Here is a 21,703-nt window from a genome sequence, read left to right on the forward strand (position 1 = left end):
CCGGAGAAGCTCACGAGTCTGCGCGACCAGGCGCATCAGGTCGCGATGAACATGCTCCGGCCGATCAGCCGCAAGTACGACCGGGCCGAGCACGAGTACCCCCAGGAGCTCGACCTCCTTGCCGCGATGATCGACGGGCTCTCGGAGTCGGGAGCCAGCTCGGGTGCCGGGGCGTCGGGCGTCAGGCGCGATGACCGCGAGGACGACGGCTCGGCCCGGAACGGCACCAACCTCGCCTCGGTGATGGGCATTGCGGAGATGTGCTGGGGCGACGTCGGTCTGCTGCTCTCGCTGCCACGGCAGGGCCTCGGCAACTCCGCCATCGCCTCGGTCGCCACGCGCGACCAGCAGGAGCGGTTCGGCGACGTGTGGGCGTCGATGGCGATCACCGAGCCGAACACCGGCTCGGACTCCGCGAGCATCCGCACGACCGCGGTCCTCGACGGCGACGTGTACGTGCTGAACGGCGAGAAGATCTTCGTCACCTCCGGCGAGCGTTCCGACGCCGTGGTGGTCTGGGCGACCCTCGACAAGGAGAAGGGGCGTGCGGCGATCAAGTCGTTCGTGGTGCCGAAGGGCACGCCCGGCATGAGCGTCGAGCGGCTCGAGCACAAGCTCGGGATCAGGGCCTCCGACACCGCGACGATCCGGTTCGAGGACTGTCGCGTCCCGGCCGCGAACCTCCTCGGCTCGCCCGAGGTCGACACCGGCCAGGGTTTCGCCGGTGCGATGGCGACGTTCGACAACACCCGGCCCCTGGTGGCGGCGATGGCCGTCGGCTGCGCCCAGGCGGCGCTCGACCTGACCCGCGACCTGCTGACCCGGGCCGGTGTCGAGATCGACTACGACCGGCCGGCGGTCGCGCAGAGCGCCGCCGCCGCGAAGTTCTTGCAGATGGAGGCCGACTGGGAGGCCGCCCGTCTGCTGATGCTCCAGGCCGCCTGGATGGCCGACAACCGCAAGGCCAACGTGATGGAGGCCTCGATGGCCAAGGCGAAGGCCGGTCGGATGGCCTCCGACGTCACGCTCTCCTGCGTCGAGCTGTGCGGCTCCGTCGGCTACAGCGAGGCTGAGCTGCTCGAGAAGTGGGCGCGCGACTCGAAGATCCTCGACATCTTCGAGGGCACGCAGCAGATCCAGCAGCTGATCGTCGCGCGCCGGGTGCTGGGGCTGTCCAGCGCCGAGCTGAGGTAGTGAGCGCCGGGCTCACTTGTTGAGGCCCGCCAGCGATCGCACCTCGTCGGGTGACTCCAGGCCGCGGACCCCGACGAACACGGTGCTCACGCCGATCGCCTGGAGCTCGGCGTAGCGGGCTCGGTGCTGGTCCACGGTTCCGGCATGCGTACGTCGTGCGAACGCGGCCGCCGGCGTCCGGCCACGCAGTCGCTCGACCCTGGCCCACGCGTCCTCACGGTCGCTCCCCACGATCGGGAGGTCGAGCACCGTGACGGCCACGTCGTCACGGGTGCGGTCTGTCGCCGCGAGATGTCGGTCGAGCACCTCGAGCTTGTGCGTCAGCACCTCCACCTCGGACGGCAGGTTGCACGCGTCCCCGAGGCGGGCCGCGATCGCCAGGGTGCGACGCTCGCCGTTCCCGCCGACGATGATGGGGATCTCATGTGCCGGTCGAGGGTAGGACGTGGTCTCGGGCAGCCGGACCCGCTCACCGTCGTACGCCTTGGTGCCGGGGGCCCAGATTGCCCGGCAGGTCTCGATCGTGGTCTCGAGCAGGTCGAGTCGCTCGGCTGCCGCCGGGAAGGGGAGCCCGTACGCCGCATGCTCGCGCTCCCACCAACCGGCGCCGACGCCCAGGAACGCACGACCGCCCGAGAGCGCGTCCAAGGTCGCGGCGGCCTTCGCGGTGACACCGGCCGGCCGGAACGTGGCCGGTGTGCAGAGCGTGCCCAGCTTCAGCCGGGTGTCCAGGCCGGCGACCAGGCCGAGGGCCACCCAGGGCTCGGGGATCGGCTGCCAGGCGGAGTCGACCTGGGGGATCTGGATCAGGTGGTCCATCAGCGCCAGCCCGGCGAACCCCGCCTGGTCCGCCGCCAACGCCATCTCGCGCACCCACAACCCCGGGTCCTCGCCCCACGGGAACCGCGAGAGCTGGAGCACGACCTCGAGGCCGTGGGACGACGTGGATGCTGCGGTTTGGTCCCAAACCGCAGTGTTGGATCGATCCAGGTTGCGGTTTGGGACCAAACCGTAAGAGTCGCCGGCCCCCGAGACGACCTCGACCTGGTCCCACATCTCGGCGGCGAGGGTGGTCGGGACCGCGGCGGCGCGGCGTACCTGCTCGGCGAGGACCGGTGCCGGAACGGGGCGGTCGCGCCGGGCGTTCCGACGCCGGCACTCGTCGCCGGGAGTGTCGAGCAGTACGGCGATCGCCGGCAGCCCGGCGGCGCGCGCAGCGTCGCGCCAGGCGATCCGGCGCTCGGCGTCCAGGCCGAGTGTGTCCACGACCGTGGTCAGGCCCCGGGAGAGGCGGGCGGCGACGATGCGTTCGAGGAGGTCGAAGGCGTCCGCCGAGGCGTCGAGGTCGGCGGGGCCGGACCCGACGACGCCGCGCAGGTCGTCGGACGACACGACCTCCGCGCGGCGGTAGCGCTCGAGGGCCCAGGTGGACTTGCCAGACCCCGAGGCGCCGATGAGGACGACGAGTGCGGGATCGGGCAGGGGCACGATCGGGATTCTGGCAGGCCGGTGCGTCAGCCGGCGGAGGACGCGACGCTCTCGACCCGGGCGGCGTCGCCGGGGATGGCGAGGAGGTACGCCGGTTCCTCGAGCCCGGCGTCGGCGAAGGCCTTCGTCACGTCCGCCTGGACCCGGCCGACCGCCTTGCGGGCGACGAGCGCGACGGCCGAGCCGCCGAACCCCCCACCGGTCATCCGGGCACCCAGGGCACCGGCCGCGCGGGCGCTCTCGACGGCCAGGTCGAGCTCGCGGCAGGAGATCTCGAAGTCGTCGCGCATCGACGTGTGCGACGCGTCGAGAACGTCGGCCAGCGCATCCCAGTCGCGGTCCCCGATCGCCCCGACGGCGGCCAGGACGCGGAGGTTCTCGCTGACGACGTGACGGGCTCGGCGGCGGAGGACGTCGTCCTCCAGCTCCTCGACGCGAGCCTGGTTGGCCACCCGAAGGCTGCTCACCCCGAGCGCCCGGGCAGCATCCGCGCTCTCGTTCCGCCGGTTGCCGTAGCTGCCGTCGGTCAGCGCGTGGCTGACCCGGGTGTCGATGACCAGGAGCACCAGCCGCGCCTCGTCCAGCGGGAGCTCCACCGGCGTCGCGCTCCCGTCGGCGAAGTCGAGCAGGAGGGCGTGGCCCGGCCGCGCGAGCATCGCCACCGTCTGGTCCATGCCGCCGGTCGGAGCACCGACGTAGTCGGTCTCAGCACGGATGCACGCGGTGGCGAGCCGGCGGCGTACGCCGCGGTCGGCCAGGTCAAGCCCCAGCAGGGCAGCGAGCGCGGTGGCGGCCGAGCACTCGAGGGCGGCAGAGCTCGACAGCCCCGCGCCGAGCGGCACCTCGGAGTCGACCGACGCCTCGAAGCCCGGTACCTCGTGACCGTCGTCCCGCAGCGCCTGCACGACGCCGGCGACGTACGCCGGCCAACCGTCCGGCCGGTCCTCGACCACGCCCTCCCAGACGCTGTCCTCCTGGGCGCTCGACAGGCTCAGGGCCGGGCCGCTGCGCGGGAACAACGTGAACGTCGTGCGCTGGGGGAGCGCGAGAGGGAGGCAGAGCCCCCCGTTGTAGTCGGTGTGCTCGCCGATCAGGTTGACCCGGCCCGGGGCCGAGGCGACCAGCGCTGGCATGGCCACACCCTAGGGGTTGTCGCCGAGACCCTAGCCACGCGTGGAGTTGGCGGTCCGGCCCTTGACGACGCCTACGAACGCCTGCGTCCGTTCGTCGTCCCGCTCGCGCAGCCACACCAACGCGACCGTCGTCGGCGGGAGGTCCGCGACCTCGCGGGTGACGACGTCCTTGCGGTGGAACAACCGGGCGACCGACATCGGCACCAGGACGATGCCGGTGCCCGCCACGACAGCCTCGATCGCCTCCTGCTCCGACATGGGTGGCCACGCCAGCTGGTCGACCGCCGGTCGCCATCCCGACGAGTGCGGCCGCACCAGCTGTTCGTCGACCAGGTCGGCGAGAGTGACCTGATCGACCGCCGCGACCAGGTGTGAGTGGCCCGCCACGACGACGGGCAGCTCGTCGTACAGCCGGACGCAGTGCAGCTCGTCGGTGTCGACCGGAAGGCGGACCAGCGCCATGTCGACCACGCCGCGGCGTACGACGTCCTCCTGGTCCTCCTCGGTGATCGGGACCAGCGTCAGCGGTCCGCGCCGTTGGTCGCGCCAGGCGCGCGCCCACTTGTCCGGAGTCGTGCCGGTCACGAAGCCGACGCGCAGCTCATCCGACATGGGTCCACGGTAGAGGGCGGACCGCGTCCTCAGCCGAGCCCGGACACCCACTCGGCGACGGTCACCACGTCGGCCTGGCGCGGGAACACCTTCTCGGTGAGGACCCGATGGACCTCCGCGTCACGGTCTGCACACGCGTCGGAAAGAACGGTCAGCCGGTAGTCGCGGTCCGCCGCCTGACGCACCGTGGAGAGGACGACCCCGCTGGTCGCGATGCCGGACAGCACGAGGTGGTCGATGTCCGAGGCTCGGAGCACGATCTCCAGGTCACTGCCGGTGAAGGCGCTGACCCGGCGCTTGACGACGATCAGCTCGGACGCCAGGGGCTCGAGCTCGGCCACCACCTGAGTGGCGGGGGAGTCCTCCGCCGTCCCGGTCTGACCGGCGAGGGCGGAGAAGGACTTGTTGCGGACGCTCACCTCGGGTGTGGCGTCGCGGAAGCCGACGCGGGCGAACACCACGGGGACGCCGCCGCTTCGGGCGGCGTCCAGCGCCTCGCGAGCGCGGTGGAGCACCTCGGTGGAGCCGAAGCGCTCGACGACTCCCACTTGGAAGTCCATCAGCAACAGGGCAGCGGGCACGGCGACCTCCGCGTAGGGCGACGGGGCGCCGCCACCCTACGCGGAGGAAGTCTCCGGTCAGCTGCTAGGCAGCGTGATCGTGACCCGACGGTTGGACTTCCGACCGTCCGAGGTCGCGTTGGTGGCCACCGGGTCGGCCTCGCCGTGCCCGACGGACACGATCGAGACGTCGGCGCCTGCCAGCTGCGACTGGAGGTACGACGACACGGCGTCGGCCCGACGTTGCGACAGGACCTGGCCGTAGGCCGACGAACCGAGGTTGTCGGTGTAGCCGTCGACGTAGATCTTCCCGGTCAGACCCGCCTCGAGCACCTGCTTGGCCACCCCGGCAACTGCGCTCTTCGCCTGGGGCGAGAGCGTCGAGCTGTTGAAGCCGAACGCCAGGTCGGACCTCAACGTGACGTTGGGCTTGCGCGCCGGCGTGCTCGCCGGCGCCGAGTGGGTCACCGTCGGCTGCTGCGTGGACGTCGCCGACGGCGAGGCCTGAGCTGTCGGTGATGGCGTCACCGACGGCGTGGGCGAGGCCACGGCGGACGGCGACGGGGTCGGTGCGGTCGAGTGCGAGGACAGCGAGGGGATCCCGCGGTCCTGCACATAGAACCAGCCGCTCGCGGCGAGTGCGGCGACCAGCAGCAGCAGGAGCAGCACCCGGCGTCCACGACGTCGACGACGGGGCGGCTCCTCGATGACGATCTCGGGCTCCGGCTCGACCGCCGGCGCGAGCGTGAGCTCGTGACGCGCCAGCTCGTGCGTGGTGAATCCGGCCCCGACCGGGGCGATGAACGCCGACTGCACCTCGCTCAGCGACATCTCGAGCGGGTCGACGCGCAACCCCAACGCCCGCTTGAGCAGGGCGGCGGGAAAGCTCAACGTCACCTCGTGCACCTGAAGGTCGTCGTGACGCACGGTCACCCGCACCGGCAGGTTGAGCGGTTCCGCCGGCCCGTCGCCCCCGAGGTCGCGCCAGAGCTGGAGCTCGGCTGCGCCCGAGACGACGGGCTCGTCGTACATCGGATGGTCCAGCGACGCTTCCAGGTCGGCGAGGTCGTCCACCTCGGACACCTCGGCTCTCTCGCCGACGTCGGCGGCCCTTCTCTCGGCCTCTACGGGCTCGACGTCGGCGTCGGGAGTCGCGTCCCGGACGCGTGCCTCCTCGATCACCAGGCCGAACCCGATGTGACGCGTCCGGGACTCGTAGACGAGCCCCGGGAAGCGATTGCGGGTTCGCACCAGCATCGCCTCGATCTGGTCGAGGCCGGTGCACGACCAGCCCATGATGTCTGCCGTGACTGTCGTCGACTCGCCGCAGGCTGCCAGGACTCCCTGGTCATCACCCGTGTGCAGCGAATCGAGCAGCTGTGCGGCCGGACTCGGCCTCGACCCGTCATCTCGACGCGGTCGGGCAGCATCCAGCACCGGCGCTTCGAGCGCACGTCCCCCCATATTTCGCAACCCCCCTTGCGAATAAAACCCCGCGGCCATGGTGGGGGCCAGCCCCCCACGAGCACAACGGCCCGAGGTCCTGCGTGTGACTCGTGTGACTCGTGGGACGCGTGGTGAGCAAAATCTTTTCGGCCCGATCCAGCCGACGACTCGACGGGCTCTCGCGAGAGGGGGCATCTGGTGTCCGAGGGGGACTTTAACTTCCGCGACCCCTTCGGCGTCTGAGGACATTTTTCGACGTCTCCCGCTCACGCGGACTGATCGACCAGAGCCCGATGCGGTGTTCGGGGCATCTCGGCACATCCAGATACGTGGCGGGCGGTATCAGTCGGGGTATCACGAGACCAACGGGGAGGTGGTCACCGGGGCCGGACCACGACGTGTACGGCCGTGTCCCCGAGGACGGCCCTGCTGAGCGCGGTGTGCGTCAAGAGCGGGTGACGCGAGTCAAGACGGACGGACGGGGGGCGGGGCGCGAGTCGTAACGGACGGGCGGATGGCCCGCCGCCCCGGGAACGACCTCCTTGCACAACATCTAGTAGCTGGTCTTGGTGAGTTCGGCCTACTTGGTCATCCCGATGCGGCCAGTTGGGCGCTGGAATAGCGCCAGCTGCACGCCGGCGGGATTACCGCGGCCTTTGCCTTCCCCGTCCAGCCCGCACGTCCGGCAGCGGACTGGCGGGGCGTCGGCGGGCAGTTGTGCCATCAGTCGGCCATCGCCTCTTTTCCAAACGGAAGAGACCGCCGTGCGGGTAGTCGACCCGGCGAGCGCCGCGCTCAGGCGAGCGGCCTCACGCCTCGCGGCCGCGAGCCGCCGGGCGCCCCTTGGGGCGTGAGCGGCCTGCCGTCGGGGTACGGGCACGGCATGGATCCGATCCCTCCGATGACCTCACTGTGGCGCGGCCGGCCTGCGATCGAGACGGACTCCTGGCTTGAGGACCGGTACAACGACGTCGTCGTTGGCGCTGGGCTGACCGGCCTGGTCACGGCTCTGCTTCTGGCCCGTTCGGGTCGGAACGTGGCGGTGATCGAGGCCCGCGACGTCGGCGCGGTCACGACCGGTAACACCAGCGGCAAGGTCTCGCTTCTTCAGGGCACCCGGCTCTCGACTATTCTTGCGCGCCAGAGCGACCGGGTGGCCGCGGCGTACCTCGAGGCCAACCTCGAGGGTCAGGCCTGGCTGCTGCGGTTCTGCGAGGACCACGGCGTCGCCTACCAGCGGCGCACGGCGGTGACGTACGCCGCAGACCGCGAGTCGCTGCGCTCAGCGCGTGACGAGCACGAGGCTGCCCGCCACCTGGGGCTGCCCGTCGTGTGGCGCGACGAGCTCGACGTTCCCTTTCCCCACGCGGGTGGCACGACTCTCGGGGAACAGGCGCAGCTCGATGCTATGGATGTGCTCGCGGCACTTGTCCGCCAACTGCGCTGTGAGGGCGGCACGATCGTCACCGGACGCCGCGTCCGCTCGGCTCCCCTCACCACGACGGCAGTGGTCCTCGACGACGGCTCCCGGGTGCACGCGGAGAACGTCGTCCTGGCCACCGGCGTACCCATCCTCGACCGCGGCCTCTATTTTGCGAAGGTCGAGCCGCAGCGCTCCTACGCCCTGGCCTACCGCTACGTCTCACCACCCGAGCTGATGCTCCTCTCGACTGGCTCCCCGACTCGGTCGGTGCGAGACGCGCCCACCGACGAGGGTCCCCTCCTGCTCGTCGGCGGTGAAGGACACACCGTCGGCCGGGTGCGCTCGACGCGGGCACACCTGGACGCCTTGCGGGCGTGGACACGGCAGTGGTACCCGGGCGCGGAGGAGACGCACGCCTGGTCGGCCCAGGACTACTCCTCACACGATGGCCTGCCGGCCATCGGAGCGCTGCCGCGAGGGCGCGGACACACCTACGTCGCCACCGGATACGGGAAGTGGGGACTCACCAACGGGGTCGCTGCGGCCTTGTCCCTGGTCAACGAGATCCACGGTCAGCGGGCCTCGTGGCAGGCTCCTATCTCCCATCGAATCACGCGACCCAGCGGGGCCTTGGAGCTCGCGCGCGTCAACGCCCAGGTTGCGGGACACCTGGTCGGCGACTTGGCCCGGGCCATGCTGAGGGGTGCCGGCGAGCCCGCCGAGGGCGAGGGCATCGTCGGGCGTCGCCGCGGGCTGCCAGTCGGCGTGTCCCGGGTCGGGGGACAACGTTGCTCGGTGGTCGCGCTCTGCTCCCATCTCGGCGGCACCCTGGCCTGGAACGACGCCGAGCAGTCCTGGGACTGCCCCCTGCACGGCTCCCGCTTCGACCGCGACGGCAGGGTGCTAGAGGGTCCTGCGACCAAGCCGCTCCTCTCCGGACCGTGAGGGGCTGAGAGATTGGACCCTTCGGGGTCAAACCAGCCAAGTCACATGACGAGAAAGTCACGTACCGGCCCTTCTTATGGCAAGTCGGCCGGAGACCACGAAAGGGACCAGGCCAAGATGATCCGACCCACGTGCGGCTGGGCTTCATCCTTTTGTGTGAGCAGCACAGTGGAGTCATGACCACCGTCAGCCGCACCTCACCGTCTCCCTGCCACCCCACATTGTCTTGGATTACCTCCAGGACTTCGCCACGGCCGAAGAATCGGATCCCGGCACCGAGAAATGCACCCGCCTGGACGCCGGACCCGTGCGGGTCGGCAGCACCTGGCACAACACGTCGAAGATCGCGGGGGTCTCGACCGAGCTGATCTACGAGCTCACCGAGCGGACCGACCAGCGTCTCGTGCTAGTCGGAAACAATGACACCGCCACCTCGACCGACACCATCACCGTGATGCCCGAGGGCACGGGCAGTTCGATCACCTACTAGGCCGTCATCGAAATGAAGAGCGCGGCCAAACTGACCGCGCCCCTGGTCAAGGTCGTCTTCGAGAGATCGGCAGCGACACCGAGGATGACATGACCGCCGTCCTGAACCGCTTGCCAACCCATGGCTGACCAGGTGTCGGTCGGCGTGATCACGACCACCTCGCGCGGAGGCCCGCGCGGGCATGAACCACAGACGCGCGGGTACGAACGATGACCGGCGGCCCACGGGGGTGCCCCGGACCGGGTCATCCGGTGCTGCAGGAAGGGACAGTGAGCGTGGAGCTGCCCGAGTCGTGCGGGCCAGTCAGTCATCGGGTTCGGGAGACACTCCTGGGCCGGGCGACGTCGAACCCCTTGGTAATGAAGGACCAATCGGTGACCTGCGATCGTGACGCCCAGTTGGCACTGTGGACCGTCTACGAGCTCTCCTACCGCGGTTTCGCGGGAGTCCACGCCGGTCGTGAGTGGGACCCCGAGGTCGTGGCCTTGCGCCTGGGGCTCGAGGACCGCTTCGAGGGAGAGCTGCGCGACGCGACCCGAGCACGGGTGAGTGCTGAGCTGGACGTGGGCGGTGACGTCGGGGACGTCGTGCTGCGAATGGCGCGGGACGCCGAGGGGCCGAACCTCTCGGCGTTCCTCCGCCGTGAGGCAACGCGCGCACAGCTCGTCGACTTTCTCCGCGAGCGGAGTGTCCAACAGCTGAAGGAGTCCGACCCCCAGGCGTTCCTCGTCCCGCGGCTTACCGGGGCCGCGAAGGTGGCGCTCGCCGAGCTCCAGTACGACGAGTTCGGCGCTGGACGGCCGGCGACGCTCCACCAGCAGCTGTACGCCGACGCTTTGGCGTCGTCCGGCCTGGACCCCGCCTACGGTGCGTACGTAAACGACGTCTCCGCGGTTTCGCTGGCGTCGGCGAACGTGATGTCGCTGTTCTGCCTCAACCGTAGACTGCTCGCCGCCGGGGTGGGGCACTTCGCGGCGTTCGAGGCCTCCAGCTCGGTGCCGTCCCGTCGGATCGCCGCTGGGCTCGAACGCGTGGGTCTCGACGGTGCCGTCCGGTACTTCGACGAGCACGTCGAGGCGGACGCAGTGCACGAGCAGATCGCGGCCCGCGACCTGTGCGGAGCCCTGGTCGCCGGCGACCCCAAAGCCGTGAACGAGGTGCTCTTCGGCGCCGCCTGCACGTCCTACCTGGACTGTCTGTCCGGCACCGAGCTGATGGCGCGCTGGACCGGGGACACCGGCCCTCGCGACCACCAGCAGACGCCAGTGATGGCGTCGTGACCACAGAGGTCCGCGTGCGCGTGTGTCCACAGGGGCCGGTCCTGGTCCGCGGCGCCCAGAGAGTCCTCGACGAGGACGGGGTCGAGCACCTTGTCACCCGACCCGTCGTGGCCGTGTGCGCGTGCGACCGCTCGGCCCGCAAACCGTGGTGCGATGGCACCCACAAATCGGTGCGGAGCGACCGGACGTGACCGGCGCAGCGCTCGAGCACCTCGACTTCGACGGCCTCACCATCTCCTTCGACTCCCATGTGCTGCGTCCACGTCCGTGGACGGCGGCGCAGTCACGCTGGGCGGTAGAGCTCCTCGTGGAGCTGCCACCTGGCCCGGTGCTGGAACTGTGCAGCGGAGCAGGCCACATCGGGCTGGCGGCCGTGCAACACAGCGACCGTCAGCTCGTCTGCGTCGACGTCGAGCCGGCCGCGGTCGACGTGGGCCGCCGCAACGCACGAGCCGCTGGGATGCACGGACGCGTTGAGCACCGACTCGGATCGTTGGATGACGCGGTCCGTGCCGGCGAAAGGTTCCCCCTGGTCATCGCCGACCCACCCTGGGTGACGACCCGCAACGTGCCGGCCTACCCCAAAGACCCCACGGTGGCTATCGACGGCGGCCTCGACGGATTGGACGTGGCGCGGCGCTGCCTCCACGTCATCGAAGAGCACCTGGCGGACGGCGGGTCGGCGCTGCTGCAGCTCGGCTCGGTGGACCAGGTGGCGCCGCTGCTCTCATTCGGTGACGGCTCCGTGCGGTATGTGGAGACGCGACAATACAACGGCGGCGTCGTCTCACGGCTCGACCGCAACGCGTAGGACTTGGGCGATCACCGATCGGGCTGTCGCGACCCTGGAAGGTGGCGCGGCTGCCGCCGGCGGTGGTGTCGTTGGGGTGGAGCACGAACCAGGTGCCGTTGTGGGCGTATCAGGTTCCGGCCCGGGCGTGGGCGGCCTTGCTGGCGTGGCCGGGCCGGCGGAGACTTGATCTCCTCGGCATACCTTTCGCAGCGTGTCGCGCGGCCCGCGGGTGGTCGAGGCGGCTGGCGGTTCGATGGAGGGTGATGTTGTCGAGCCGTCGGAATAGGTGTGTCGCCTGCCGGTCCGCGTTTCGTGCGGTTTCAGGCGCTGGGGGCGATGACGTAGCAAAAGACGTTGTCTTGGCGGAGCCCGCCGTCGGGTTTGCGGTCCGCTTCGAGGACGGTTTTGATCACCCGTCGTACGGCGTCGTCGATCACCTCTTGGACCGCATGGTCGAGGTCGCGGAATCTCAGGTGATAGATGGCCTCGCCCTGGTCGACCACGGTCAGCCCCGCCTCCTCCAGGAGGCTCTCGACGACGTTGGGTCGCTACCGCCCAAGGGCGTGGGGTGCCGGGGGCGGAGGGGCGAGTGAGCGGGGTCGCGTGAAGAGAACTGCTGTTTCGCAGCGCTCGGGTGCATCCCAGATCGCGATCGCGATGCGGCCGCCGGGTCGGCACACGCGGGCCAGCTCGGCGACGGCGTGGGTGGACGACGGCGTATTGGATGGGGTTGAGGGCGGTGACGACGTCGAAGGATCCGTCGTCGTAGGGCAGCTCTTCGATCTCTCCGGTGCGTAGGTCGGTTCAAGGGCGGAAAGCGAGCAGATCGTCGAGCGCCTCCGCGAGCTCGGCCGGATCCTCGTAGGCGCCGCCGGCGCCGCTCTCCAGGAGCTCACATGCCGCCACGCCGCCGGTGAGCAGACCCACCGCCTCGTGACCGGCGCGGCGGGCCGAGGTCATGTCCCAGACGGAGTCTCCGATCACGAGCGCATGGGTGCCCTGGACGCTGTCGACGGCATGTTGCACGGGTTCGGTGTCGGGCTTGCTGGAGTCGGTGTCGTCCCCGCTGATGGCGCCGTCGACAAGGTGGCCGGCCTCAAGGAGGGCGATGGCGTCGTCGGTGTCGTGGCGGGACCCTGAGCTGGCCAGCACCACGACCAGGCCGTGCTTCTTGAGTGCCTCGAGGAGGTCGGTGGCTCCGGGGGTCGGGCTCAGCTGCGCCGACAGGTCCTCGTAGAGCCGGGAGTGCTGGCTGCGGATGTCGTCCCCGACACCGCGCTCGACGGTCGCGTCGGTGACCGCCTCGACGAGTCGGTCACCGCCCATCCCGATGGCCCGGTGGACCTTCCAGGTGGGGACGTCGACACCGACCCGTCGGAAGGCCTCCCGCCAGGCCCAGACGTGCGCATACACCGAGTCGACGAGAGTCCCGTCGACGTCCACGACGGCGGTGTCGACCGGTGCTCTCAGCACCGGCGTCAGGTGGCTCACACAGATCACGTACCCGCCAGACGGCGACGGATCCCTATAAGCGGGTGCACTTGGGCGTGGGCCAGTGCCGCCCGGGCGGCGTTCATCCCTGGAGCACCGTGCACGGCCCCACCGGGATGAGCGGACGACGAGCCGAGGTACAACCCATGGATCCCGGTCTCTGCCCGCCCGGCGCCGGGTACCGGCCGGAAAATCAGTTGCTGGTGCAACTGTGAGGTACCGCCGTTGACCGAGCCGCCCAACAGGTTGGGGTTCGCCGCTTCGAGCTCGCGAGGACCGAGCACCCGACGGGTGCGGATCCGCGACTCGAACCCGGGGGCGCGTTCCTCGAGCCGGGCCTGGATCCGGTCGGCGAACCGCTCCCTTTCGTCACGGTCCCAGGACCCCGTGATGTCATCCTCGCCGGCATCCGCTCGAACATGTTGCGGGACGTGGCTGTAGGCCCATAGGGCCTCGGTGCCAGGCGGAGAGCGCGTGGGGTCCGACGTCGTCATCTGGCCGACCAACAGGAACGGGTGAGCCGGCACGAGCCGCGCCGAGATCTGGCCGCCTGCCTCGGCCATCTCGGATAGCGAGCCCGCGACATGGACGGTGCCCGGGGGAACGGGGGGCGGGCTTGCCCACGGAACCGGTCCGTCCAGGGCCCAGTCCACCTTGACCGTCCCCGGGTCGAGCTGAAACCGCCGCATCCCGCTACGCACCCGATCCGGAACGTCGTCCTCGTCCAACAGGCGCTCGTAGAGGATCGGTGCGCAGACGGCGGCGACCACGGCTCGTCGTACGACGACCCGGGTGCCGTCGGCTACGCGCACCGCGACCGCGCGTTCTCGATCGACGTCCAGTTTCTGGGCCGGTGCGGAGCACCGGACCTCGCCGCCTCGCGCTCGCAGACGGTCCGTCAGCGCATCTGCGAGCCGGGAGCTGCCGCCCTCCGGCACCGGGAACCCCACGGTCTGTCCGAGCATGGTGAGTAGGACACCCATGAGTCCCGATCCCGGGGCATCGAGCGGAATGTCTGCATGAGCCGCGTTGCCCGCGAGCAGTAGGCGAGCAGCGTCGCCGCGGAAAGGCCAGAGCCCCTCGTCGAGGGTGGGCGTGATGAGCATACGGATGAGGTCGAGTCCACCGGCGGAGCGGAATCGCAGGAGGCCACGCGCCGTTGCCCGCACCGGTGGGAACGGCGTCAGCAGTGCCTGCACCAAAGCTTCACCTATCCGGTCCCAGCGCGCACACAGCGCGAGCCAGGCCTCGCCGTCGCCCGCGCACTGCTCGTCGAGCCCGGACGCTGTCACGTGACGGTCCCGGTGCAGCATGGCCCAACGACCGTCGGAGACCGGATGGCCAAGCACTGCGGGCGCGTGCCGCCACACCAGGCCGTGCTCCTCGAGAGCGAGGGAGCGCACCGCCGGGGAGACTGCCGCGAGAGGGTAGAACGAGCTGAATGTGTCGTGCTCGAACGCCGGGTCCAGCGACCGGTCGCTGTGGACCGCGCCGCCGGTGTGCGGCCCTGCTTCCAGCACGAGCACCGACCAGCCTGCGTCAACGAGCCGGTTCGCCGCCACCAGACCGTTGGGACCCGCTCCGATGACCACCGCGTCGTACGTCGGGTCCACGCTCACCCTCGTCGTTCGGCCAGCCACGCCAGCCGGCGGAGTGTTTCCCGGTTGCGCACCTTGAGGGCGAGGGCCCTGGCTGGGCGGGGGATCAGCTTGCCCGGCCCCGCCACCAGGTCCTCGTCGATCGTCACCCGGCACCCCTCGGGGCGCGCTACCACGCGGATGACGACCTCCGCCTCACCGCTCGGCCAGGCGCGGGCACGAAGACGCATCACACTGCTCGGTTGCGACTCGAGAACCTCCGTGTGGTCGTCGATCACCAGCGGCCAGACCCCGACGGAATGATGGATCCGGGCACCCGGTGCCGGCCAGGCGTCGTCCACCTCTCTCATCCTCGTCGCCCCCACCACCCACAGGGGGAAGAGCCAGCCGTCCGCCAGCACCCTCCACACCTGGTCGGGTGTTGACTTCACGTCCTCCTGCACGGGATTCACATCTCTCACGTACCCCATCGTCTCCGGGGTACCGGGCGAAAGCCGCACATTCCGGTGATGGGCTCCGTCCCCGTTGCCCTGACCACAACGCCGCCTGCCTCGTTGTACGCCACTCGGACGTCATCGTCGCTCGTCTCGGAGATCATGGCGTCCATCCGTTCCAACGCTCGCTGCGAGAGAGTCGACGGTCGTCAGACCCAGGCGTGGCCACGACCAGAATTTCGGCGCAGCAGATGACGTCGTGCACCCGCGGCCAGTCGTCCCGCCCCCAGATCTGTAGCAACGCCAGGTGGTCCCACCAGGTCGGTCAGACGAAACGTCTCGACGTCGATTCCGCGCTGTTCGAGTGCGGCCACCACGGTCTCGGCGAGGACCTGCTTGTTCGAGGTCTCGCCCGGGCTTCAATGGACAGTTCAGCATCACGGCGCGCATGTCGTCTCCTGTCGTCGGTCCGGAGGGGTCCTCCTCGTGCCTGAAACGGCGAGACCTACACGCGGCCTGCTCCGAGTTTCCGATTGAAACGCTGGTATCGAATGGCCGTGGTGTGCGCCGGGGTGACGACGCGGCGCCGGCAAGAGCAGACTGGGTAGTTCCCTGTGGGTGAGAAGGGGGTTGCGATGCGCTTTGAATCATCGGTGCTTTCAGTGTCCTGGATCCCGTCAGAGGCGATCGTGGGCATGCCACGTTTGCCGTTCCAGCTAGGAGTCGTCCGCTACGACGACCCGCCGCCGGACGAAGTGACCGATCCCGAGCACTTGTTGAGTGCCGATCGCGTTCGGTTCGCCAATCAACTCCGGGCGTGGGTGGAGGTCAACGACGGTCGGATCGTTGACTGTGGCTACTCGGGCGGAGGACATCTCGGCATCTCCACTGTGCGGCTCGCTGGCCGAACCGTCACGTTCGCCGCCGTTGCATTGCCCGATCTGCAACGCGACCCGGAAGAACGAGACGACGGCGTGACCTTCGTGCAGACCGCAGGTGGCCGCACAGGCATGCCGGCTCCAAGGCGGGTCAGCCGGAAGCCGTTCGTGCAGCTTGCTGCACCTCTGGCGTGGACGACCCTTACCCTCACGATCGAAAGAGACGGGCACGCCCACGGAGGTGTTGTCGGCGCTAGCCCGTTCCCGCGACACTGGATCTACGACGACTCGGGCAATCTGAACGCGAAAACCGGCAGTATCGACTTCGAAAGTTGGTACCGCCACGTGTTCGGTCAGCACACTCCCTGGGGCGCTATGGATTCGCCAGCATTCGTGACCGAGGTTGAGACCGCGCTGGAACGCAAGCTCGCGTCGCTCATCATGCGAACCGGCAAGAGACCCCAGATTGAACACCTCCGGGCTGGTGCCACCTTGGTCGAGCAAGGCGAATCGGGCGACTCAATCTTCCTTCTGCTCGACGGCGTTCTGGACGTGGAAGTCGACGGCGAGCGCATCGCTGAGATCGGCCCAGGAGCGATCCTGGGGGAACGGTCGCAACTGGAGGGCGGGCGCAGGACGTCCACCCTGAGGGCAGTCACGCCCTGCAAAGTAGCCATCGCTTCCACCGACCAACTCGACCCGCGGGTTCTCGGCGAGGTCGGCTCGACCCATCGGCGCGAGGAGCAACGACCGGGTTCCTGAGGACATCAGGCCCACGGTGTGGGTTGACGGCAGCTCCGAGCTGTCGTGTGACGCCTACGCTTGTGGAACTTTGAGGGCGAGGATGTTGAAGGTGGGTACCCAGTCACCTTTGCCGCTGAGCCTCAGACTGCCGAGGTCCTGTGAGATCACGAGGGCGCTCACGGCGTCGTGTGTAGGCCCGTCTATGAGGATTTGTCCTGGCCCGGCCATGGTCTGCAAGCGGGACGCCACGTTGACCGGATCGCCGACAACGGCGTAGTGCATCCGTCGCTGCGAGCCGATGTTGCCGGCTAGTACTTCTCCACTCGTGATTCCGATGCCCGCTTGGAGTCGCACGCCAGGCATCGACGGTATGTCAAGGAGTGCAACCTGCGCCTGGAGCTCGAGTGCGGCGCGGACGGCGCGTTCCGGATCGTTGGAATGCATGACCGGTGCCCCGAAGAAGGCGAACACCCCGTCCCCAAGGAGATCTGCGACCGTGCCGCCATGGCTTTCCACTGCCTCGCTGGCCACGGTGAGGTAGCGATTCAACAGGTCCAACGCTTGTTCAGGCGAATGCTGGGAGGCCATGGCGGTGTATCCACGGACATCAGCAAAGAGAGTGGAGACGTGTCGTCTGTCGCCCCCGAGAGTTGTTGCGCCGGGGTCTCGCAGCACCTCGACGGCGATGCTGTCGCTGACATAGCGTTTCAAGAGATCTGTGAGCCGATCTTGCAAGGCTTTCGTCCTGAGCAGCGAGCGTAACCGTGCAGCGAGTTCGCTCTCGTCGAAGGGTTTCGAAAGAAAGTCGTTGGCACCTGCCTCCAGGCCGCGCGCTTTTTCCTCCGGCCGGCTGAGGGCGGTGAGGAGCAAGATCGGCAGGCCCTCGTTCTCGGGCAGGCGACGAATCCGCTGACAAACCTCGATGCCATCCAGGTCCGGCATCATGATGTCAAGGCAGACCAGGTCAGGACCCAAATCTTCAGTGGCGCGCAACGCGGAGATCCCGTCGGCGGCCTCCGCCACGTCATACCCCAGGTGTGTGAGCAGCTTCCGCATGAGGGCGAGGTTGGCGGGCTCGTCGTCGACCGCGAGTATCAGTGGTCTCTGTCGGCTCACGGCAGTAGTTCCTCCACGCTTCGAGAGAAAGTCGCAAAATCGATCGGCTTACTGAGGTAGCCGTCGAACCCCGCCTCCAAGACGCGCCGGTGATCGCCCACCATGGCGTGGGCTGTGAAAGCAACAACCCGCAAGTCGGCAGTTGCGGGATCCGCGCGGATTTCCGCCAACGCCTTCCATCCGTTCATGTCCGGCAGTCCTAGCCCCATCAACACGAGGTCGGGTAGTCGATCGCGAGCGATATCCAGGCCGACTGCCGCCCTCTCCGCAGTCAATACGTCATGGTGAGCGGCGTCGAGCAGCTTGTGCGCCAACGCGAGATCCGCAGGGGTGCTCTCGACCAGCAGGATCGTTGCCATTATGGCTTCACCCCGCTGAGGTTGAGGTCTGTCAGGGCATCGAGCAATGCCGCCTTGTCCACCGGCTTGGGGAGGTGTCCGTCCGCAAGTTCTGGCACGTCTTCGGCGTCAACGACCGAGATGATGACTACGGGGATCTCGCTTGTTGCCGGGTCGGCCTTGAGTTCTCGAAGTATCTCTTCCCCGGCACGTTCCTCCATGAGGAGATCGAGCAGGATCGCTTCGGGCCGAAGGTCCTTGGCCTCAGCGGCGGCGGTTCTCGGGGCCTGGGCGGCCACGACTCGGTAGCCCACGTCGGCGAGCATCTTCTGGAGCAGCGGCGCGACCGACGGATCGTCGTCGACGCTGAGAAGCAAGCGCTGGTCATCGGAGGCGATAGCGTCCTGCTCGAGATTCCCGGGTGTGCTCGTGGACGTCCGACAGTCAAGCGGAAGGTGCAGACTGAAGATGCTCCCCCTGCCAGATTCGCTTTCTACCGTCACGTCGCCTTTCATCGCTCTGGCCAGTCGACGGCTGATGGCGAGGCCGAGGCCAGTCCCTGTGATGTCGTCCTGGGCTTGACGGAACTCCTCGAAGATCGCCTCGTGCTGGGCCACATCGACTCCTGGGCCGGTATCTCGCACCGCGACACAGAACCCGTCCTCCCGGCTGTCGATCTCCAAGTCGACCCGGCCCCCGGGGGTGAACTTCAAGGCGTTCCCGACGATGTTGACCAGGATCTGGCGGACTCGCTGACCATCGAGGATCACTTCCTCGGGCCCGCCCATGTCCTGCCAATCGAGGGTGATTCCCGTTTGGTCGGCGAGGGGACGATGCTGCTCGACAACTGAGGCGACGAGTTCCCGGGGATCGAACGGCTGTGGGTCCAGGGTGAGCTTTCCTGCCTCGATCTTGGAAAGATCAAGGATCTGGTTGATCAGCCCCAACAGGTCACGGCCGCCACGCTGGACCCATCCGAGCGACTCCTTCTGGGCATCGTTGAGCGGTCCGTCCACACCCGCCAAGAGGGCATCGGTGAATCCCAGGATCGCATTCATCGGTGTTCGCAACTCGTGACTGACACTCGCCAAGAACCTCGACTTGGCGTCGCTCGCACGCGCCAACGAAGCATTCGTCTCCCGGAGGCGATGTGACAGAACCCGTTGGCGCTCGAAGGAGCTCTCCAGACGCCGGCTCGTGCTGTTCAAGTCCTGCGACAACGTCCCGAACTCGTCGCGATTCGGCACCTCCACGCGCTGCCGGAAATTGCCGACCGTCATCTCCGCCAAGGCGCGCTGCATCTTCTTCACCGGCAGCAGGAAGGACCAGGACAGGAGGAATCCCAGAAGCAAGGCGAGGAGGACGCTCACCGTCGAGAACGCCAGGACGATGTTGCGATGCAACTGGCGGGCGGAATCGAAGTCGGACGAGGCCTTGTGCATCCCCTGCTGCGCCAACTCGATGTAAGGAACGTCGAGGGGGCCGAGACTGTGGCACGCCGGTCTTGCGACTGCTGAGGCTGTAGCTGGTTTACCGCAGTCGCTCAGCAGGTCTTCTACTACGTGTGACGCCGGGTGCTCATTTTTCAAATGCAATTTCTCAATGACGGGAAGGGGCTTTCGCTCGGCGAACGCCTGGTCGACCTTGTCGCTCGCTGCCTTGTATTCCTGGTTTGCCTTGTTCAAGCTTTCGAAGAACCCGTCGTTCTGCGGATCCTCCTTCTCCAAGTCTGCTAGTAGACCGGCAAAATGGTCTTTCCGGTCCGCGACTTTTTGGTTCCATGAAGCCTCGTCTTGGTACTCCAGGAGTGCCATGGCGCGGTAGTGGCTCTGCGCCGTGACGTCATACAGCATCTGCTGGGCAAGGTCGACCCTGTTCGCCTGCGTTTCCAGCACGCTCACGCGTTGATGCATCTGCCCGATTACCACGAGGCTCAGGGTCGCCATCCCCACGAGCAGCAGCGCCCCTGTCAGAAAACCAAGCAAGAGCTTCTGATGGATGCTCAGCCTCGCACGGGCCACTGCATCGACGGCCGGCCGCAACCAGCGCGTCAACGCGGGCAGTTGAGGATCGGTGGGAGCCCCGTCGGTCGCGGACGCAACGGCGGATCGAGATCTCGTGGGCAGGCGCATACAGCATCGCCTCCGATAGCAGTTCCATCAGCCCTACACCGCACGAAGCCATGCCGCAAGAGGCCCATGGACCCTCTTGATGTGAGTGGCCGAGTGAAGCAATAGCTCGAGGCGCTCGGCTCGAGACGCGCCGGCAGCGGCACGCCGGGCGGGAGGCGCGACGTGACGAGCGTCGGTCCAGGAACACCTCCCTCCGGCAGACGGCCGCCTGTGTGGCTCGGCGTCGAGACGGTCGCGATCATGCTCGGATCTAGCCAGAGGTGGATGCCGATAGTGCTCACATCGGTTGGGGCGGCCCGTCTCGTACCTACTGCCGTCCGTCACGACCGGATGCCGACATCGCGCCCCCGGCAACGGCCCATCGGCATGAGAGTGCACCGGACAGCGGGGCGCTCTCAAGGGGTCGGCGCAACACTTCCTTGACTTGAGGAGGTTGCCGTGGTCCGTCGGTATCAGAAGTTGTCGCCGGCTGCTGTTGATGAGATCTGGACCCGGCTGCGCTGCGGGCATGCGGCGAAGCCGATCGCCCGCCAGCTGGGACTGCCAGAGGGCACCGTTCGTGCCTACTTGGTGCGCTGCGGTGGTATCCGTCCGGACCCACGACGACGAGCCAGTGGCCGACTGAGTTTCGAGGAACGCGAGGAGATCTCTCGCGGCCTGGCCGCTGGGATGTCGTTACGGGCGATCGCAGCGCAACTCGGCCGGGCCGCGTCGACGGTGAGTCGTGAGGTCGCCACCAATGGCGGCCGGAGGCGGTATCGGGCGCACATCTCCGACCGCCAGGCGTGGTCTCGGGCAACCCGTCCCAAGGCGTGCAAGTTGGCGACGAACCCGTTGCTGCGTGCGATCGTGGAGGAGAAGCTGCGGCGTCGGTGGTCACCACAGCAGATCGCCGGCTGGCTCAAGGTCAGCTACGCCCACGACCCGGAGATGCAGGTGTCCCACGAGAGCATCTACCGCACCCTATTTGTCCAGTCCCGCGGCGCGCTACGCAGGGAACTCACCCAGTACCTGCGCACCGGCCGGGTGATCCGACGACCCAAAGGGGTCCGTCTTCCCGATGGTCGCGGCGGTCGGCCCAACATCCTGCACATCTCCGAACGGCCGCCCGAGGCTGAGGATCGGGCGGTGCCCGGACACTGGGAAGGCGACCTGGTCTTCGGCAAGAACATGAGTCCGGTGGCGACCTTGGTCGAGCGCTCTACCCGGTTCCTGATGCTCGTCGCACTCCCAGAGGGCAATCACAAAGCCGAGGTGGTCGCTGACGCACTGGCCGCCGCGGTGACCACGCTGCCAACCCACCTGGCACGATCGCTCACCTGGGACCAGGGCCACGAGATGGCCGCGCACCAACAGTTCACCAACGCCACGGGCATCGAGGTCTACTTCTGCGATCCGAAGTCGCCCTGGCAGCGCGGCAGCAACGAGAACACCAACGGACTGTTGCGCCAGTACCTGCCTCGCCGCATCGACTTCCGAACACTCACCCAGGCCGACCTCGACGCCATCGCGCTCGAGCTCAATGAACGCCCTCGACAGACACTCGGCTTCAAGACACCATCACAGGCACTAGCCGAGGTGTTGCGTTGACCGCCTGAACCCGCACCG

At 68.3% G+C, this 21,703-nt stretch carries 20 protein-coding genes; 8 read left to right on the plus strand and 12 right to left on the minus strand.

Annotated features, from left to right (window positions below; genetic code table 11):
• The first annotated feature begins 18 nt into the window (after positions 1-18).
• Positions 19-1,194 (plus strand): acyl-CoA dehydrogenase family protein, encoded by a 1,176-nt coding sequence (locus tag VGJ24_RS09655; RefSeq protein ID WP_414691054.1) that lies wholly within the window; start codon positions 19-21, stop codon positions 1,192-1,194.
• A gap of 12 nt (positions 1,195-1,206) precedes the next feature.
• Here the strand turns inward: VGJ24_RS09655 and VGJ24_RS09660 are convergent, their stop codons facing one another.
• The 5 genes from VGJ24_RS09660 to VGJ24_RS09680 are packed head-to-tail and all read right to left on the minus strand — an operon-like array spanning position 1,207 to position 6,283.
• On the minus strand, positions 1,207-2,682 hold the full coding sequence (locus VGJ24_RS09660) for an LLM class flavin-dependent oxidoreductase (protein WP_331500340.1): 1,476 nt from the start codon (positions 2,680-2,682) through the stop codon (positions 1,207-1,209).
• 26 nt (positions 2,683-2,708) lie between these two features.
• Positions 2,709-3,815: a galactokinase gene (gene galK, locus VGJ24_RS09665; protein WP_331500341.1), complete on the minus strand. Its 1,107-nt coding sequence runs from the start codon at positions 3,813-3,815 to the stop codon at positions 2,709-2,711.
• 30 nt (positions 3,816-3,845) lie between these two features.
• A complete protein-coding gene (locus tag VGJ24_RS09670) occupies positions 3,846-4,427 on the minus strand; it encodes a LysR family transcriptional regulator substrate-binding protein (protein ID WP_331500342.1) in 582 nt (193 codons plus the stop codon).
• Positions 4,428-4,456: 29 nt separating this feature from the next.
• The gene (locus tag VGJ24_RS09675; RefSeq protein WP_331500343.1) at positions 4,457-5,008 is read right to left on the minus strand and encodes an isochorismatase family cysteine hydrolase; all 552 of its coding nucleotides are present in this window, start codon (positions 5,006-5,008) and stop codon (positions 4,457-4,459) included.
• A gap of 57 nt (positions 5,009-5,065) precedes the next feature.
• Entirely contained in the window at positions 5,066-6,283 is a 1,218-nt protein-coding gene (locus VGJ24_RS09680) for an OmpA family protein (RefSeq protein WP_331500345.1), read from the minus strand.
• Between the two features lie 1,033 nt (positions 6,284-7,316).
• Between VGJ24_RS09680 and VGJ24_RS09685 the strand changes: the two genes are divergently transcribed.
• The 5 genes from VGJ24_RS09685 to VGJ24_RS09705 all read left to right on the plus strand — a co-directional run bounded on the left by VGJ24_RS09685 (position 7,317) and on the right by VGJ24_RS09705 (position 11,382).
• Positions 7,317-8,801 carry an FAD-dependent oxidoreductase gene (locus tag VGJ24_RS09685; RefSeq protein ID WP_331500347.1) on the plus strand — a complete coding sequence of 495 codons (1,485 nt, stop codon included), beginning with the start codon at positions 7,317-7,319 and terminating at the stop codon, positions 8,799-8,801.
• Between the two features lie 226 nt (positions 8,802-9,027).
• The gene (locus tag VGJ24_RS09690; RefSeq protein ID WP_331500348.1) at positions 9,028-9,291 is read left to right on the plus strand and encodes a hypothetical protein; all 264 of its coding nucleotides are present in this window, start codon (positions 9,028-9,030) and stop codon (positions 9,289-9,291) included.
• A gap of 374 nt (positions 9,292-9,665) precedes the next feature.
• A complete protein-coding gene (locus VGJ24_RS09695) occupies positions 9,666-10,571 on the plus strand; it encodes an iron-containing redox enzyme family protein (protein WP_331500349.1) in 906 nt (301 codons plus the stop codon).
• A 20-nt stretch (positions 10,572-10,591) separates the two neighbouring features.
• Positions 10,592-10,762: a CDGSH iron-sulfur domain-containing protein gene (locus VGJ24_RS09700; RefSeq protein WP_331500361.1), complete on the plus strand. Its 171-nt coding sequence runs from the start codon at positions 10,592-10,594 to the stop codon at positions 10,760-10,762.
• Positions 10,759-11,382 (plus strand): methyltransferase, encoded by a 624-nt coding sequence (locus VGJ24_RS09705; protein WP_331500350.1) that lies wholly within the window; start codon positions 10,759-10,761, stop codon positions 11,380-11,382. The genes VGJ24_RS09700 and VGJ24_RS09705 overlap by 4 nt, the downstream gene beginning before the upstream one ends.
• A 302-nt stretch (positions 11,383-11,684) precedes the next feature.
• On the opposite strand, the gene VGJ24_RS09710 is transcribed toward VGJ24_RS09705, so the two are convergent.
• The 4 genes from VGJ24_RS09710 to VGJ24_RS09725 all read right to left on the minus strand — a co-directional run bounded on the left by VGJ24_RS09710 (position 11,685) and on the right by VGJ24_RS09725 (position 14,905).
• Positions 11,685-11,867, minus strand: coding sequence for a hypothetical protein (locus tag VGJ24_RS09710; RefSeq protein WP_331500351.1), 183 nt, complete (start codon positions 11,865-11,867; stop codon positions 11,685-11,687).
• A 301-nt stretch (positions 11,868-12,168) separates the two neighbouring features.
• Complete coding sequence (locus VGJ24_RS09715; RefSeq protein ID WP_331500352.1) at positions 12,169-12,855, minus strand: HAD family hydrolase; 687 nt, start codon at positions 12,853-12,855, stop codon at positions 12,169-12,171.
• A gap of 5 nt (positions 12,856-12,860) precedes the next feature.
• A complete protein-coding gene (locus VGJ24_RS09720; protein WP_331500353.1) occupies positions 12,861-14,468 on the minus strand; it encodes an NAD(P)/FAD-dependent oxidoreductase in 1,608 nt (535 codons plus the stop codon).
• Positions 14,469-14,470: 2 nt separating this feature from the next.
• Positions 14,471-14,905, minus strand: a complete 435-nt coding sequence (locus VGJ24_RS09725; RefSeq protein WP_331500354.1) for an SRPBCC family protein — start codon at positions 14,903-14,905, stop codon at positions 14,471-14,473.
• A gap of 617 nt (positions 14,906-15,522) precedes the next feature.
• Between VGJ24_RS09725 and VGJ24_RS09730 the strand changes: the two genes are divergently transcribed.
• Positions 15,523-16,527 carry a cyclic nucleotide-binding domain-containing protein gene (locus VGJ24_RS09730; RefSeq protein WP_331500355.1) on the plus strand — a complete coding sequence of 335 codons (1,005 nt, stop codon included), beginning with the start codon at positions 15,523-15,525 and terminating at the stop codon, positions 16,525-16,527.
• A 54-nt stretch (positions 16,528-16,581) separates the two neighbouring features.
• Here the strand turns inward: VGJ24_RS09730 and VGJ24_RS09735 are convergent, their stop codons facing one another.
• The 3 genes from VGJ24_RS09735 to VGJ24_RS09745 are packed head-to-tail and all read right to left on the minus strand — an operon-like array spanning position 16,582 to position 20,095.
• The gene (locus VGJ24_RS09735) at positions 16,582-17,625 is read right to left on the minus strand and encodes an adenylate/guanylate cyclase domain-containing protein (RefSeq protein WP_331500357.1); all 1,044 of its coding nucleotides are present in this window, start codon (positions 17,623-17,625) and stop codon (positions 16,582-16,584) included.
• Positions 17,622-17,984: a response regulator gene (locus VGJ24_RS09740; protein ID WP_331500358.1), complete on the minus strand. Its 363-nt coding sequence runs from the start codon at positions 17,982-17,984 to the stop codon at positions 17,622-17,624. Before VGJ24_RS09740 ends, VGJ24_RS09735 begins: the two co-directional genes overlap by 4 nt.
• Entirely contained in the window at positions 17,984-20,095 is a 2,112-nt protein-coding gene (locus VGJ24_RS09745; RefSeq protein WP_331500359.1) for an ATP-binding protein, read from the minus strand. The genes VGJ24_RS09740 and VGJ24_RS09745 overlap by 1 nt, the downstream gene beginning before the upstream one ends.
• A gap of 438 nt (positions 20,096-20,533) precedes the next feature.
• On the opposite strand from VGJ24_RS09745, the gene VGJ24_RS09750 reads away from it, so the two are divergent.
• Entirely contained in the window at positions 20,534-21,685 is a 1,152-nt protein-coding gene (locus tag VGJ24_RS09750; RefSeq protein ID WP_422656616.1) for an IS30 family transposase, read from the plus strand.
• Positions 21,686-21,703: the final 18 nt, after the last annotated feature.

It is taken from the genome of Nocardioides sp. (assembly GCF_036493135.1).
Taxonomy (GTDB): Bacteria; Actinomycetota; Actinomycetes; order Propionibacteriales; family Nocardioidaceae; genus Nocardioides.